Genomic DNA, 14,745 nt, shown 5'->3' with positions numbered 1-14,745 from the left:
TAACTATATAAAATTAAAGAAAAATTCTGTTCCAAGCCGTTTTGGCCCGCCCCTTGCGGGGGTGGGAACGGACGGACCCAACCCGGCAAATGCCGGCGATCGTGGCGGGGAGCCAGAGATCAGGGGTCAGCAGAAAGTTGACGAAGGAACAGAACGATGGCTAGCAACTCGATCCTGACTAACCCGGAAGCCCTGGTCGCTCTTCGTAATCTGGAGCGGACCAACAATCTCCTCGCCACCACGCAGAATCGCGTCTCCACCGGCCTCAAGGTCACCGGAGCGATCGATGATGCCTCCAACTTCGCGATTGCCCAGGGCATCCGCGGCGACATCAAGGCGCTCGGCGCGATCAGCCAGGGCCTGAACAACTCCAAGGGCATCGCCAACGTCGCGATCGCCGGCGCCACCAGCATCTCGGACCTGCTCCAGACGGTGCGCCAGAAGCTGACGGAACTGTCGAACGAAGGCATCACCACGACCCAGCGGCAGATCCTGACCAACGATTTCACCGAACTGCTCTCGCAGGCGGCCAACTTCATCGACAACGCGGTGTTCAACGGCGTCAACCTGCTGGATACGGCCGGTGCCGCGCCGACCATCAACACCCTGTCGAACCTGGCGGGCGGTACGCTGACCCTGACCAACGCGGACCTGCGAACTCAGGTGCTGTCGCTGGCGGCCGTCGGCCTCGGCACGGCGAACGCGGCTCAGGGTGTGATCGCCAATGCCTACTCCAACCTGGAGTCGGTGGTGAACGCGGCGCTCGGCTCGCTCGGTGCGGAAGCCCGCGCCCTGGATCTGCAGACCACGTTCCTCGACCAGATCACCGATGCGACGGAAGAAGGTCTCGGCAACATCGTCGATGCCGACATGGCGCGCGAGAGTGCCCGACTGACCGCCTTGCAGGTGCGCCAGCAGCTCGGCGTCCAGGTTCTCGGCATCGCGAACCAGGCACCGCAGATCCTGCTCGGCCTGTTCCAGTAATCGGTGCCGGCTCAACCGGCACCGCTTGACCGCGTCCCGCTGCCGGATCGGGCAGGGTGGGCGACGGTCTCGACGGAGGACTAAGGAATGCGGGGATACGGTGCATACAAGAATACACAGGTGGCGACCGCCGTGCAGAACGGACGGGACCTGGAGTATCGCCTCCTGGCCCAGGTTACCGGCGGCCTGATGAAGGCCCGCGACGGCAAGGTCACCATCCAGGAGAAATACAACTGGATCCTTCAGAACGAGAAGGTCTGGGGTGTCTTCCTGGCGGATGTGAACGACCCGGCCAACGCTCTGCCGCAGCAACTCAAGGGCGGCATCGCAAGCCTGGCGCTCTGGGTCATGAAGGAAACCAAGCTCGTGATGTCCGACGACAGCGCGCCCTTGGACGATCTGATCGAGATCAACCGCCAGATCATGGCGGGCCTGAAACCCGAGCCACAATCGATGGCCGGCTAATCCAGGAGAGCGACACAGGGGGCGGCACGTTTCTTGCTTGTCAGTTTCCGTGTCAATCGTAAGGACCCGTCATGAGCCTCCTTTCCGCCCTTACCACCGCGACCAGCGGTCTGAATGCGGCCCAGGCAGGGATCGACATTGCTGCGCGCAACATCACCAACGCGAATGTCGATGGCTACACGAAGAAGACCCAGACACAATCCACGCGGATCATCGACGGGCAGAGCAGCACGGTCCGGCTGGAGGAGATCACCCGCCTGGTGAACTCCCAACTTCAGACCGACGTGCGCAACCAGACCTCCACGGTGGAGGAGCTGAAGGTCATCGACGACTTCCTCGGGCGCCTTGAGCTGGAGTTCGGCCGCCCGGAGGACAATGCCTCGATCTCGGCAAAAATTACCGACCTGAAGAAATCCTTCCAGGTCCTCGCGACCAACCCGGACGCGTCGACCGCCCAGTCGGACGTTCTGCGCGCGGCGACGGCCGTGGCGGAAGCGTTCCAGTCGCTGTCGGGAGCGGTCCAGGATCTTCGGGCCGAGGCGGATACCCGCATCGCGGAGTCGGTCGACAACATCAACGAGGCCCTGGCCAACATCGAGAAGATGAACGGCGAGATCGGCGCGCGCAGTGCCGTCGGCGAGTCGACGGCGGATCTGGAGGACGAGCGGGACCGCTGGGTCGCCAAGCTCTCCGAAGAGATGGATATTCAGACCTTCGACCGGCCTAACGGTACGATCGCCGTCATGACCGGCGGCAGCGACTTCCTGCTCGACCAGACCGCGGTGACCCTGACCTTCAACCCGACGAACACCGTCGGGCCGGACGTGGGTCTGAATGCCGTGTTCCTGGACAACGGGTTCAACGCGCCGTTCTCGATCAATGGCAGCATCAACAGCGGCAAGCTCGGGGGCCTGCTGGAACTTCGGGACACCGTTCTTCCGCTGGCGCAGGACCAGCTGGACTCGCTGGCCTTCGAGCTGGCCCAGCAGTTCGATACCATCAACGTCGGCGGCAATACCGCGAACATCGACCTGTTCGTCGATGCCGGCAACGCGATCCCGGGTGGCGATCAGGGCTTCTCGGCCCAGATCCAGGTCAACCCGACCGTTACCGCGACCCCCACCATTCTGCGTGACGGCAACGGCGGCACCTTCGTGTCGAGCGGGGTGAGCGACAACTCGCTGGCCCTGGCGGTCATCGACATGTTCGACACCGCCCAGGCCTTCGTGGCGGTCAACGGGCTCAACGGCACGGCCACGATCGAAGAATTCGCTGCCGACCTGGTATCCTATCAGGCCAATCAGAAGGCGGATTACGAAAGCCAGCTCGGATTCCAGGACCAGGTTCGCAATCTCCTGGAAGAACGGCTTCGTGACGAGAGCGGTGTCAATGTCGACGAGGAACTCGCCAGCCTCATTCAGTTGGAAAGCGCGTTTGCGGCATCAGCGCGGGTGTTGTCGTCGGTGCAGGATGCACTCGACGAACTCCTGGCCGTTGTTCGATAACCGCGGAGAGGGCTAGATCATGCGTATTTCGACTCTGAGCCAGAACCTGAGGATCGACACCTCGATCACGTCGATTCAACGCCGGATCGCGGATGCCCAGCAGCAGATCTCCACAGGCAAGCGCAGTCAGGTCTACAGCGGCTTCAGCGGGCAGGACACGCGCCTGCTGATCACCCTGAAGGAGCAGCGGACGTCGGCGGACTCCTATATCAACTCGATCAACAACACGAAGGTGAAGACCGAGACGATCGACGCGACGCTGCAGCAGATGACGTCTGTCGCAGAGGATCTGCGCACACAGCTCTACGAGCAGGTCGAGGGTCTGTTCGAGCAGTCCTCGCTGGCGTTGTCGACCTTCGCCACCGCGGCGATCAACCAGATGTCGAACCTTCTGAACCAGACGACGGATGGCAAGTACCTGTTCAACGGCACCGATACGGACACCCAGCCGATCATCGATCCGGCGACCACCCAGGGTGCCTATGCCCAGCCGGCGCTCGCCGGCGGCTCCGCCGGCATCATCGCCGCCGCGGAGGCGTTCTTCGACGTGGACGCCAACTGGAACAACGTGACGACCCCGGCGCCAGGCTCGCTGTCGGTGCGCGTCGATCAGGGGGTCGATCTGGACTTCGGCGAGTTGGCGAATGACAGCGCGACCTTCGAAGAGGTCTTCGACGTGCTGTATGCCTTCTCCAACACGACTTTCACCGCAGGCGACGACGCCGAATACCGTAACCTGTTGAACTGGGGCCTCGGCAAGATCGAGGCCGCTATCGACCTGATGAACGACATGGTCGGGCAGAACGGCGTCGTGGGCAGCGAGATGGCCACCCGGCAGGAGGCCCACAAGGAGACGATCCTGCTGCTGGAGACCCAGATCGGCAAGATCGAAGATGTGGATCCCTACGAGGCGGTCGCCGAGTTCCAGACGTTGCAGGCCCAGCTTGAGGCGTCGTTCCAGACCACGGCCGTGTTGCGGAACCTGAGCCTTACGAAGTTCATTTAAGAGAGTCTTCCACGATCGATTTTCCGTCGACAGACATCGACGCACGCGTGGTCGGCCAAGCCGAATGGCTTGCAGCCTGACTTCTGAGTATTATATAAGTTAAATTAGTGTGAAGTATGGCATCGCTCCAGAATGGAGGAGCCCGTGGATATACGCAGTGTAACCGGTATAGCAGGCGCGGCAAGCGAGCCGCGGTCGGTTGCGCGCGAGTCCGCGACGTCGGGTACGTCTAACCGTGCCTCCATCGCGGGCGGCTCCTCGGACTCCCGCCAGTCTCCAGCCGCCGAATCCGTCAGCGCATCGTCATCCGGCCAGTTCTATGTCAGCCCGTTCCTGACGTTCGATTCGCGCTCCCTCACCGTGATTTTCCAGGTTCGCGACACGGAATCCGGGGACGTCACCCGGCAGTTCCCCGCCGAGTCCGCGGTCGAGCGCTACCGCCGTGATCCCTCCGCCCGCCCCTTCGTTCTTCCGGAAGCGGAGGCACGCCCGGATGAGCAGACCGGCCCGCCGCCGCCGACCATCGGCGGCCCGGTGACCCAGGCTCTGCGCGAGCAGGAAGCGGCGGATCCGGTCACCTCGGATCCGACCGCGCCGGATACCGGCGGCCCGTCGGGAGCCGAGGGCGCGGATACCCAGACCGGACAGTCCGGTCCTGCGCCGGCGGCGCCCACTGGCCGGACCCGCATCGACCTTGTTGCCTGATACCCGCCGTACCGGTCCCTGACCCGTATTGAGATTGCCTTTGATTGCGTGCTCCGTCTTGACAATATGTGGTACGTTTTCAGCTACCCGTATCCATCCGTGGCGGAGTGACTCTGCATGACCGTTGACGACGACCTGCAACCCAAACTCGTCGCCGCTGTCCGCCTTCACGAGGCGGGTGAGTTCGAGCAGGCTCGCGATCTCTATGTCGAGATTCTCAACGCCGATCCCCAGCATGAGCGCGCGCTGCATCTGGCCGGTTTGCTGTGTCTCCAATGCGGTGAGTTCGAGGGCGCGAAGGGGCTGCTGGCGGCCGCCGCGGATATCGATCCGACCAACGCAGCCTATCCCAACCATATCGGTACCGCCGATCTCAAGCTTGGCGACCTCGCGGCTGCCGATCGCCAGTTCGACAAGGCGATCGCCCTCGACCCGCACTATGTCGAAGCGCATTTCAACAAGGCCCTGACTCAGCGCGGCATGGACGACCTGCCCGGCGCGGCGGCCAGCCTCGAGCGGGCAATCGAAGCCGACCCGTCGGCCTCGGAAGCCCTGGTGTGGCGCGGCATTGTCGGCCGCGAGATGGGGGAGGGGGCCGACGCGGTCCAGTTCCTGATCAAGGCGGTCGAAATCAACCCGGACAATGTCAACGCCCTGTATCAGCTCGGTGAAGCGTTCGTCGATCTCGGCGAGCTGGAACAGGCGGAGAAATGTTTCCGCGCGGCCACCGATCGGGCGCCGAAGGTGACGGCCTTCCGGGGCAAGCTCGCGAGCTGTCTGGGGCAGTTGGGGCGGATCGACGAAGCGATGGCGGAGTTCGAGGGAGCCCTCGCCGGCAATCCCGACGATGCGGCCCTGCTGGGTGGACTGGCTTGGCTCAAAGCGGAGACAGGGGAGTTGATCGACGCCCGCAAGGCGGCGGTCCGCTCGATCGAGCTCGACCCGCAGAGCATCGACGGGCACTTCGCCATGGCGCGGATCCACACGCTCGCGGGCGAGGCAGATCTTGCCGAGGCGTCGCGGTCGCGGGTGCGCGAGCTGGCGCCGGACAACGCCCGCTATCTGGCTGAATTATAACCCTCGATCTGGCTGAAATATAAACTGAGCCCGACAATCCGACGGCGCACCGTCCGGCCGGCAGAATCTGCCGGGCGGTACGGGCGGATCGGACGGCGGTATCGCGTCAGAGCGTGCGGCTCATGAGCTGGCCGGAACTGCCCGAGGCAGCGTAGGCGCCATAGCCGCGCTGGATCGACGCCTTGCGGCCGGTATGCGCGGGAGCGTTCTCGGGCAGCCCCCGGGCCTTGCGGACGCTGCTGATGATGAGGTTGACCATCTTGTCGGTCGCATCCTGGGCCGCTTTCAGGGCCAGCATGTTCTCCGACAGGGTCTCGCGGAACACCTGATACAGGGAGCGGAGTTCGGAGCGCTCCTCGGTAGACAGGGTCTCCACCGCGCTCAGGTTCTTCTTGATCGCCCGCTGGTGGATCTCGAAGGCCTGGCTCAGCTTGACCTTGTGGCGCTGGATCTTCTCCACCTGATCGTACTGCTTGTTGCGCACCAGCTCGGTCTCCTGGCGCATCAGCGCCATCAGCTGCGTCATCGATTCCACGAAATGCTGGATCAGTTCACGGGGGTCCATCACACGGCCTCCTGCAGCGTCAGCAGTTGTCTTTCAATGGTATCCGCGAGGCCGATACCGCCCCGCGAGGCGAAGGACTTGGTGATTTCCTCGACGTAGAAGTCGCGCCAGGTGTCCTCCGCTTGCCCGCCGCCGAAGACGCCGTCGCTGCTGATGCCCTTGAACATGTGGCCCATCATCTGGGACAGGAACTGGGCCTCGAACTTCTCGGCGGTCGCCCGCACGGCCTCATTGTCCTTGGCGCGGGCGGCGGCCTGGATTTCGGCGGCGGTGTGCGCCGTGTTGTTGCGGCTGCGGGTCATCGCCAGATCGGCGGTGCCGAGATTGGCCATGGAAAGGTTCGCGGTCATCGGTCCGTCCTCCCTCAGAGCACTTCGAGTTCGGCTTGCAGGGCCCCGGATGCCTTGATCGCCTGCAGGATCGAGATCATGTCGCGCGGACCCACGCCGAGGGCGTTCAGGCCGTCGACCAGTTCCTGCAGGGTCACCGTGGTCGGCAGCACCGTCAGGCGGTTGTCGCTCTCGTCGTCGATCTCGATCTGCGTGCGCGGCACCTCGACCGTCTCGCCGGTCTCGCTGAAGGGCTGCGGCTGGCTGACCTGCGGGGTTTCGGTGATGCGGATCGTCAGGTTGCCCTGAGCGATGGCGACGGTGTTGATGCGGACGTTCTCGCCCATGACGATGACGCCGGTCTGCTCGTCGATCACCACCTTGGCGATGTTGTCCGGGGTGACGCGGAGCTGCTCGATATCGGTGATCAGGGCGACCGCGTTGTTGCGGTAGGCATCGGGCACCAGCATCCGCACCGTGCCCGAGTCAACGGACTGGGCGATCGGGCCGCCGACGAAGGCGTTGATGGCCTGGGCGATGCGGCGCGAGGTGGTGAAGTCCGGATTGCGGAGCGCGATGCGCACCGTCTCCATCATGTTCAGCTTGAAGTCGATCTCGCGCTCGACGATCGCGCCGTTGGCGATCCGGCCGCCGGTGGGCACGCCGCGGCTGATCGAGGCGGCCTGACCCTGGGCGGAGAAGGCGCCGGTGGCGACCGGGCCCTGGGCCACGGCATAGACCTCGCCGTCGGCACCGACCAGCGGGGTCACCAGCAGCGTGCCGCCGAGCAGATCCTCGGCGTCGCCGATGGCGGAGATGCTGACGTCGATCCGCGTGCCCTGGGTGGAGAAGGGGGGCAGGGTCGCGGTGACCATGACCGCGGCCACGTTGTCGGTGCTCAGGCTGCTGTCGCGCGAGTTGACGCCGAGGCGCTCGAGCATGCCGACCAGGCTCTCACGGGTAAAGATTGCCGAGTTCAGCGAGTCACCGGTGCCGTTCAGGCCGACCACGAGGCCGTATCCGATCAGCATGTTCTCGCGCACGCCCTCGAAATCGACGATGTCCTTGATTCGCGTCTGGGCGCCCGCGGCGGTGGCCGTCAGCACCAGGGCGGTCAGCCCGGTCGCGATGCCTTTCAGGAAGCGTGTCAGCGTCATCGTCTCTGTCCCCGCGTTTCGCGCGTCTCGGCTCGAGTATCGTTTCTGCCGGGTTCTCCGGTCTGGCCATCTCTATGCGAGTTTCGTGCCAACCCGTGGTCCGGGCCGCTCCGCCGTTCGATGTCGCCGGTTCGTCTGCCGGTCGTGGTCGTGATATAAGGCAATCTATCCCTGGCGATGCGGTCTGATAGGGCCTGCGACGCCTGCATTTGCTCTGACGGTGAAAGAATTGCAGGATATAGGCCAGCGCCGCGTCGCGACCGCCACGGCAATTGAGGCTTCTCATGAAAGTTGATCCCACCAAGGTCAGCGGCGTTTCCCAGGCGAAACGCACGAAGAAGTCGTCGTCTACGGGCGGGTCGGCCTTTGCCGACATGATCTCGGAGACCGACGCGCCGGAGCGGGCCAGCGGCCCGGCGCCGACCTCGTCGGTCGACTCGGTTTTCGCCCTGCAATCGGTCGGCGACCGCGAGGGCAACGCGCGCAAGGCCAAGGAACGGGCCGAGCTCATGCTGTCTCGGCTGGAGGATCTCCGCGACGGCCTGCTGATGGGAATGGTGCCGACCGATCGTCTGCATGACCTGGCGACGGCGGCGCGCGAGCAGCGCGAGGAAATCGACGATCCGCGCCTTTCCGAAATCCTCGACGACATTGAACTCCGCGCACGAGTCGAGCTTGCGAAACTGGGTCGAAGCGTGTAACCCCACGCGCGTCGTCGTCGGCGGTATCGGCGCAAAGGCTCCGCCCATCGGCGATATCGGCAGGTTCCCCCGGAAAGCGATCCGCTTGTCGGGTTCTCCGAGGGAGCCGGCTGTGGTCGAAGACGCGTGGAGGATTTCGGATGAGCGTTACCTTGCCGCCGGACTATCAGCCGTCGGATGAAGAGGAGTTCATGAATCCGAAGCAGCTGGAATATTTCCGCCAAAAGCTGCTGCGTTGGAAAGCCGACCTCGTGAAGGAGGCCGGCGAAACCCTGAGCAACCTGACAGAACAGAATTTACAGCAGCCGGACATGGCGGACCGGGCCTCGCTGGAGACCGAGCACTCGATTGAACTGCGGACCCGTGACCGCGAGCGCAAGCTGATCAGCAAGATCGAGGCGGCGCTGAAGCGGATCGAGGACGGCACCTACGGCTACTGCGAGGAAACCGACGAGCCGATCAGCCTGCGCCGTCTGGAGGCGCGGCCGATCGCGACGCTGAGCCTGGAGGCGCAGGAGCGCCACGAGCGCATGGAGCGCACGCACCGCGACGACTGACTGATCCGGGCCCGCATCGGATCGCAAGAACACGAAGGCCGCCTCCAGGGCGGCCTTCTGTTTTCGGGGGCGGCGCCCGTGGGCGCCGCCGGGGTCGGATCAGCCTCAGAACGGCATGATGATGTCGAGGACCTGGCTGCCGTAGCGCGGCTGCTGGACATCGGTGAGCTGGCCGCGGCCGCCGTAGGCGATGCGGGCTTCGGCCATCTGGTCGTAACTGATCGTGTTGCCGGAGGTGATGTCGGCCGCGCGGATCACGCCGCCCACGACGATCTCGCGCACTTCGAAGTTAACGCGCACTTCCTGCCGGCCGTAGAGGACAAGATTGCCGTTCGGCAGTTTCTGCGTGATCACCGCGGCGATGCGGATATTGATTTCTTCCTCGCGGTCGACCTCGCCGCTGCCGACATTGCTGGAGTTGGAGCCGAGATCGACGAGGTTCTCGCCGGTCACCGACTCGGGGAAGACCTGGCCGAGGGAGCCTTCGTAGCCGAACAGGCCGCCGAGGCTGGCCCCCTCGCTGTTGGCACGGGTCCGCGTCGTGGTGTTCGTGACCGCGGCCTCATCGTTTATCTGGACCACGACGGTGATGATGTCGCCGATATCGCTGGCGCGCTGGTCCTTGAAGAACGCCCGGCTGCCTTCCTGCCACAGCGAGTTCGCCTGACGGGTCGCCACCACAGGTGCCGGCATCGGCATGCTGATCGGCTGGTAGCCCGGCGACTGGGTCGGATCTTGGATCCGCGACATCTCCGGCGCCTGGCCCAGGTTGGACAGGCGGTCGATCGCGTTGCAGCCGGAGAGCAGGACCGCGGCGGCGGCGATGCCGAGCAGCGGGCGGATCCGGATGGGCGAGGACAGGCGGGTCATTTCTTCATCCTCCAAAGGGCGCTTCTGCACCCGGGTATCAAAAGCCGTGCCAAACACGGTCGCGGTCGCGGTTTCGACGGGCTCAGCCGTTCAGGGCGACCAGATTGGCCAGCGAAGCGGGCTCGACGATCGCCATGTCCGGGCCGATCACCCGGGCTTCGACGACCTTCTGGCTCTGGACGTTGGTCACGCGGATCACCGCGTTGCGGGTACCGGATTCCAGGGCCTTGCCGCGGGCGGTGAGCGTCATCGTGCCGGTGCGCACCGTCAGGGTGATCAGCTCGCCCTTGGTGACCAGCAGGTTCGGCTTCAGGTCCGTCAGCCGGACCGGCACACCGGCGGTCAGCGGACGACGCGCGGTCTGTCCGACGATGTCGTCGCGCTGGGTGACGGTGGTCACGCTGGCGCGGCGGGCGGCGACCCGCTCCCAGGAGATCATGTCTTCGGTGATCACCTGGCCCGGCATGGCGTGCCGGCGGAGCATCGGGACTTCGACCATCGCGACGACCTTGCCGCTCATCTGGGTCATACGGCCGCCATTCGCGCTGACCGTCGCATCGAAGCGCTTGCTGCGCGGGTCGTAGCTGATCGAATGGATGTCGAGCTGCATGCCCTCGTTGGCGGCGATGAACATGTTCGACGAGCGGCCGAACAGGTCGAGATCGAACTCGTCCTCGACATATTCGGTGGCCAGGCGCTGGGCGATCTTGTCGGCGATCGTCTCCATCGGAACCTCCAGGCTGGCCCGGGTCACGACGACGGCGATCTTGGAGCGTTCCGGCCGCCAGTTCAGGCCGAACGCCTGCGCGTACTGCCAGATCTGCCGGGCGCCGAGAACCATTCGTTCGCCCGGGGCGGGCGCGTCGGCGAGCCGCTGATCGAAGCCCTCGGGCAGGTTGGCAAAGACGTCGGAGAGCATCAGGTCGGCATGATCGAGCACGACCTTGTCCTTGAGGATCAGCGGCAGGTTCTGCCCAGCCTGCAAGGTCTGCCCAGCCTGCAAGGTCTGCCCAGCCCGCGGGGTCTGGCCGTTCGCCGCGAAGCCGGTCGACGGCAGGCCGAGGCCGGCCGCCAGCGTGGCGGCGAGGGTCAGGTGGGTGAGGGCGTGTCGCATCCGGATCATGGGGTTTCTCCCGTCGTCCCGGTCCCCGCCGTGCGGGGACCGCATGCTCAAAGAGGGGCGTCAGAGGACGTTATCGGACGTTATTGACCGTCGACATCATCTGGTCGGAGGTCTCGATGACCTTGGAGTTCAGCTCGTAGGCGCGCTGGGCGGTGATCAGGTTGGTGATCTCCTGCACCGGGTCGACGTTCGAGGATTCCAGGAAGCCCTGCTGCAGGCGGCCGAAGCCGGCGGCACCGGGCGCGCCGGCGCCGGGGGCACCCGACGCGGCGGTCTCCAGCAGGAGGTTGCCGCCGATATTCTCGAGGCCGGCCGGGTTCTGGAAGATCGCCAGCTGCAGCTGGCCGACATTCTGCTCGTCGACCTGGCCGTCGATCTGGGCGAAGACCTGACCGGATTCGTTGATCGTCACGCCCAGGGCATCGGCCGGAATGGTGATGCCCGGCTGCACGGTGTAGCCGTCGGGGGTCACCAGGCTGCCGTTCTGGTCGAGCTGGAAGGAGCCGGCCCGGGTATAGGCGGTGTTCCCGTTCGGCATGGTGATCTGGAAGTAGCCTTCGCCGCGGATCGACAGGTCGAACTGGTTGTCCGTGAGGATCAGCGCGCCCTGCTCGTTCACCCGGTAGGTCGCGGCGGTCTTCACGCCGAGGCCGAGCTGAATGCCGGAGGGCACCACCGTACCGGCGTCGGAGGAGGCCGTACCGACCCGGCGCTGATCCTGGTAGATCAGGTCCTGGAACTCCACACGCTGACGCTTGAAGCCGGTGGTGTTCATGTTCGAGATGTTGTTCGAGATGACCTCGACGTTCATCTGCTGGGCGTTCATGCCGGTGGCGGCGATGTTCAGCGACTGCATAGTTCTACTCCCTGGATGACCGCGTCGGGTCCTGTCTCGTCTGGTCTGGGGCGGGGCTCAACGCGGCCGATCACCCGTAAATTCGATTAAACGGAGCCTTGCACAGGGCGTGCCAGACGCTTGACCGCGTCCTGCTCGCGCTCGCTTTCCTTGGAGATCAGGTTCTTGACCGCCTCGTACATGCGGCTGACTTCGATCATCGTGGTCAGCTCGGCGATCGGGTTCACGTTCGAGGATTCGATCAGGCCCTGCTGCACGTCGCTGTTTTCGGCGGGGCGCGGCAGCTCGTCGGACTCGAACAGGGTGTCGCGGGTCTTCTTCAGGGCGATCGGGTTGTCGAACTCGACCACGGCGATGCGTCCGAAGACCTCGTCGCCCAGCTTCACGCTGCCGTCGGTCTCGATGATGATCTTCTCGTCGGACCGGGGCACGAAGATCGGCTCGCCTCCCGCATTGAGCACGAGATGACCCTGGTTGGTGACGAGCTGGTTGAACTCGTCCAGGGCGAACGTGCCGTTGCGCGTATAGAACGTGCCGGTGCCGTCATCGACCTGGAAATACCCGGGGCCGTCGATCGCCAGATCGAAGGTGTTCCCGGTCTTGCGCATGGCGCCCGGCTGGTGGTCGGTCGCCGTGCCCTTGTCGATGACGAAGTCGTTGGTCTGAGCGAACGGGACCTTGGTCTCGTAGGCCTGATAGATCATCAGCTCGCGCTTGAAGCCGGTCGTGTTCATGTTCGCGATGTTGTTTGCGACCTGGCTCATCTGCCGGCGCAGTGCCGCTTGGCGCGACAGGCCGATATAGATCGAGTTCTCCATCACTCTCTCCTTGCGTTCGCAGGCCCGTTTCGGGCTCTTGTCTGCTGGCCGTCGGGTCCAGCCCGCGGTCTCGGAGATCGGATATGCAGGCTCCGTGCCAACCGCGGACGAGCGCTACGCAGGGAGCGCATCGCGGCGCCGAAGGCCGGGAATGGACTGGCCTTTTACCGACGGCCCCATTTCTGTAGAATCAGGGTGAGTCGGCATTGCGGTTGCATAGGCTGATCGGACCGGCAGGGTCGTCCCGCGGCATGCGTGGCGGCAGGATGTGCCGGTGGCTCCGGGGCGACGACCGCCGGATCCGGTGAACACCAGGGCCCGATGAATCGGCCCGAGGGAGTGTCTGATGGCTGATGAAGCCCTCGACGATATGGATGGTGCCGGCGACGGGCCGGAAAAGAAACGCGTCAGCGGCAAGCGGCTGATCATCTTTGCCGCCATCATTGTGCTGTTCCTCGTAGGCGGGGGCGTCGGTGCGGCGTTCATGCTCGGCCTGTTCGGCGGCAGCGAGCCGCCGCCGGCCGAAGCCGCCACTGAAGGCGAGGCGGCGGCACCCGCGGCACCTCCGCCGACGCAGGACACCCGCGCCTTCTTCTTCGAGGTGCCGGATCTGATCGTGAACCTGAACACCAACGGCCGGAAGTCGACCTTCCTGAAGATCAAGATCGCGCTTGAGCTGGAAGGGCCGCAGGATACCGACCGGATCAACGAGGTGCTGCCGCGCATCGTCGACAACTTCCAGGTCTATCTGCGCGAGCTGCGGGTCGACGACCTGAACGGATCGGCCGGTATGTACCGGCTGCGCGAGGAATTGCTGAGGCGGGTCAATCTTGCCGCCCGGCCGGTGCGGGTGCGCGACGTGCTGTTCAAGGAAATGCTGGTCCAGTAGGGCGGAGCGCAGGTCCGGCCCGCGGGGTCGGCACAGAGGCAGACGAGCCGGAAAGAGATGAGGCTGGGCTGATGGCAACCGATGACGATCTCGCCGCCGAATGGGAGGCGATGGGAGATGACGAAGAAGAGGATGTCGGCGCTGCGCGTGTCCTGAACCAGGACGAGATCGACAGTCTGCTCGGTTTCGACGAGACCACCAGCGGCGAAAGCGACACCTCGGGCATCCATGCCATCGTCAACTCGGCACTCGTTTCCTATGAACGTCTGCCGATGCTCGAGGTCGTGTTCGACCGCCTCGTGCGCATGATGTCGACCAGTCTGCGAAACTTCACCTCCGACAACGTCGAGGTCTCGCTGGACAACATCACCTCCATCCGTTTCGGCGATTATCTGAACTCGATCCCGTTGCCGGCGATGCTGTCGGTGTTCAAGGCCGAGGAATGGGACAACTACGGCCTCCTGGTGGTGGACAGCGCGCTGATCTACTCCATCGTCGACGTGCTGCTCGGCGGCCGGCGCGGCACGGCGGCGATGCGCATCGAGGGACGGCCCTACACCACGATCGAGCGCAACCTGGTGGAGCGCATGGTCAACGTGGTGCTGAGCGACCTGTCGGCCGCCTTCGATCCGCTGAGCCCGGTCACCTTCCGCTTCGACCGGCTGGAGACCAACCCGCGCTTCGCGACCATCGCCCGCCCGGCCAACGCAGCCGTTCTGGCGCGCCTGCGCATCGACATGGAGGATCGCGGCGGTCGCCTGGAACTGATGCTGCCCTATGCCACGCTGGAGCCGGTGCGCGAACTGCTGCTGCAGATGTTCATGGGCGAGAAGTTCGGCCGCGACTCGATCTGGGAAACCCACCTGGCGAACGAACTCTGGAACACCGATGTGGAGCTCGACGCGGTGCTCGACGAGGTCGTCATGCCGCTGAACGACGTGCTCAACCTCAAGCCGGGCAGCCGGATCCTGCTGAACGCGATGCCGAATTCGACCATCGACATGCGATGCGGGAACGTCTCGCTGTTCAATGGTAAGATGGGGCGCAAGGGCGGCAATATCGCTGTGCGGATCAGCCACCGCCTGCGCAAGATGTGACGGTCGTCCTTGTCGGCATCTGCACGAGGCGGCGAGAGGAC

Annotated in this window: 17 protein-coding genes; 10 read left to right on the top strand and 7 right to left on the bottom strand. The window is 64.7% G+C overall.

What is annotated here, in order from left to right; translation table 11 throughout:
- Nucleotides 1–156: 156 nt before the first annotated feature.
- The 6 genes from BLS34_RS19180 (at nucleotide 157) to BLS34_RS19155 (ending at nucleotide 5,742) form a co-directional block, all read left to right on the top strand.
- A complete protein-coding gene (locus BLS34_RS19180) occupies nucleotides 157–984 on the top strand; it encodes a flagellin (protein WP_028795017.1) in 828 nt (275 codons plus the stop codon).
- An 87-nt stretch (nucleotides 985–1,071) separates the two neighbouring features.
- Nucleotides 1,072–1,449 (top strand): flagellar biosynthesis regulator FlaF, encoded by a 378-nt coding sequence (gene flaF, locus BLS34_RS19175; protein WP_038015123.1) that lies wholly within the window; start codon nucleotides 1,072–1,074, stop codon nucleotides 1,447–1,449.
- A gap of 71 nt (nucleotides 1,450–1,520) precedes the next feature.
- Nucleotides 1,521–2,954: a flagellar hook-associated protein FlgK gene (flgK, locus tag BLS34_RS19170; protein ID WP_028795015.1), complete on the top strand. Its 1,434-nt coding sequence runs from the start codon at nucleotides 1,521–1,523 to the stop codon at nucleotides 2,952–2,954.
- Nucleotides 2,955–2,973: 19 nt separating this feature from the next.
- Nucleotides 2,974–3,960, top strand: a complete 987-nt coding sequence (locus tag BLS34_RS19165; protein WP_093152892.1) for a flagellin — start codon at nucleotides 2,974–2,976, stop codon at nucleotides 3,958–3,960.
- 144 nt (nucleotides 3,961–4,104) lie between these two features.
- A complete protein-coding gene (locus tag BLS34_RS25570) occupies nucleotides 4,105–4,665 on the top strand; it encodes a hypothetical protein (RefSeq protein WP_139189398.1) in 561 nt (186 codons plus the stop codon).
- 117 nt (nucleotides 4,666–4,782) lie between these two features.
- Nucleotides 4,783–5,742, top strand: coding sequence for a tetratricopeptide repeat protein (locus BLS34_RS19155; RefSeq protein WP_028795012.1), 960 nt, complete (start codon nucleotides 4,783–4,785; stop codon nucleotides 5,740–5,742).
- A gap of 106 nt (nucleotides 5,743–5,848) precedes the next feature.
- Here BLS34_RS19155 and BLS34_RS19150 read toward each other — a convergent pair whose 3' ends face one another.
- The 3 genes from BLS34_RS19150 to BLS34_RS19140 are packed head-to-tail and all read right to left on the bottom strand — an operon-like array spanning nucleotide 5,849 to nucleotide 7,793.
- Nucleotides 5,849–6,307 carry a hypothetical protein gene (locus BLS34_RS19150; protein ID WP_093152889.1) on the bottom strand — a complete coding sequence of 153 codons (459 nt, stop codon included), beginning with the start codon at nucleotides 6,305–6,307 and terminating at the stop codon, nucleotides 5,849–5,851.
- Nucleotides 6,307–6,657: a rod-binding protein gene (locus BLS34_RS19145; RefSeq protein WP_093152886.1), complete on the bottom strand. Its 351-nt coding sequence runs from the start codon at nucleotides 6,655–6,657 to the stop codon at nucleotides 6,307–6,309. Before BLS34_RS19145 ends, BLS34_RS19150 begins: the two co-directional genes overlap by 1 nt.
- A gap of 14 nt (nucleotides 6,658–6,671) precedes the next feature.
- Nucleotides 6,672–7,793: a flagellar basal body P-ring protein FlgI gene (locus BLS34_RS19140; RefSeq protein WP_038015122.1), complete on the bottom strand. Its 1,122-nt coding sequence runs from the start codon at nucleotides 7,791–7,793 to the stop codon at nucleotides 6,672–6,674.
- 284 nt (nucleotides 7,794–8,077) lie between these two features.
- Between BLS34_RS19140 and BLS34_RS19135 the strand changes: the two genes are divergently transcribed.
- Nucleotides 8,078–8,494: a flagellar assembly protein FliX gene (locus BLS34_RS19135; protein WP_028795008.1), complete on the top strand. Its 417-nt coding sequence runs from the start codon at nucleotides 8,078–8,080 to the stop codon at nucleotides 8,492–8,494.
- 140 nt (nucleotides 8,495–8,634) lie between these two features.
- Nucleotides 8,635–9,051, top strand: a complete 417-nt coding sequence (gene dksA / locus BLS34_RS19130; protein WP_028795007.1) for an RNA polymerase-binding protein DksA — start codon at nucleotides 8,635–8,637, stop codon at nucleotides 9,049–9,051.
- A gap of 105 nt (nucleotides 9,052–9,156) precedes the next feature.
- Here dksA and flgH read toward each other — a convergent pair whose 3' ends face one another.
- From flgH to flgF, 4 genes are all read right to left on the bottom strand, one after another.
- Nucleotides 9,157–9,921 (bottom strand): flagellar basal body L-ring protein FlgH, encoded by a 765-nt coding sequence (gene flgH, locus BLS34_RS19125; protein WP_051244906.1) that lies wholly within the window; start codon nucleotides 9,919–9,921, stop codon nucleotides 9,157–9,159.
- An 82-nt stretch (nucleotides 9,922–10,003) separates the two neighbouring features.
- Nucleotides 10,004–11,044, bottom strand: coding sequence for a flagellar basal body P-ring formation chaperone FlgA (flgA, locus tag BLS34_RS19120; protein WP_175474302.1), 1,041 nt, complete (start codon nucleotides 11,042–11,044; stop codon nucleotides 10,004–10,006).
- Nucleotides 11,045–11,114: 70 nt separating this feature from the next.
- Nucleotides 11,115–11,900: a flagellar basal-body rod protein FlgG gene (flgG, locus tag BLS34_RS19115; RefSeq protein ID WP_028795004.1), complete on the bottom strand. Its 786-nt coding sequence runs from the start codon at nucleotides 11,898–11,900 to the stop codon at nucleotides 11,115–11,117.
- Nucleotides 11,901–11,986: 86 nt separating this feature from the next.
- Nucleotides 11,987–12,718, bottom strand: a complete 732-nt coding sequence (gene flgF, locus BLS34_RS19110; protein ID WP_028795003.1) for a flagellar basal-body rod protein FlgF — start codon at nucleotides 12,716–12,718, stop codon at nucleotides 11,987–11,989.
- A gap of 346 nt (nucleotides 12,719–13,064) precedes the next feature.
- On the opposite strand from flgF, the gene BLS34_RS19105 reads away from it, so the two are divergent.
- Both BLS34_RS19105 and fliM read left to right on the top strand, forming a co-directional pair.
- Nucleotides 13,065–13,607, top strand: a complete 543-nt coding sequence (locus tag BLS34_RS19105) for a flagellar basal body-associated FliL family protein (RefSeq protein WP_093152880.1) — start codon at nucleotides 13,065–13,067, stop codon at nucleotides 13,605–13,607.
- Between the two features lie 71 nt (nucleotides 13,608–13,678).
- On the top strand, nucleotides 13,679–14,704 hold the full coding sequence (gene fliM / locus BLS34_RS19100) for a flagellar motor switch protein FliM (protein ID WP_028795001.1): 1,026 nt from the start codon (nucleotides 13,679–13,681) through the stop codon (nucleotides 14,702–14,704).
- Nucleotides 14,705–14,745 lie beyond the last annotated feature (41 nt).

The organism is Thalassobaculum litoreum DSM 18839 (genome assembly GCF_900102465.1).
Lineage (GTDB): Bacteria > Pseudomonadota > Alphaproteobacteria > Thalassobaculales > Thalassobaculaceae > Thalassobaculum > Thalassobaculum litoreum.
The sequence above is the reverse complement of the archived record's forward strand: the minus strand, read 5'-3'. Positions and strand labels throughout refer to the sequence as shown.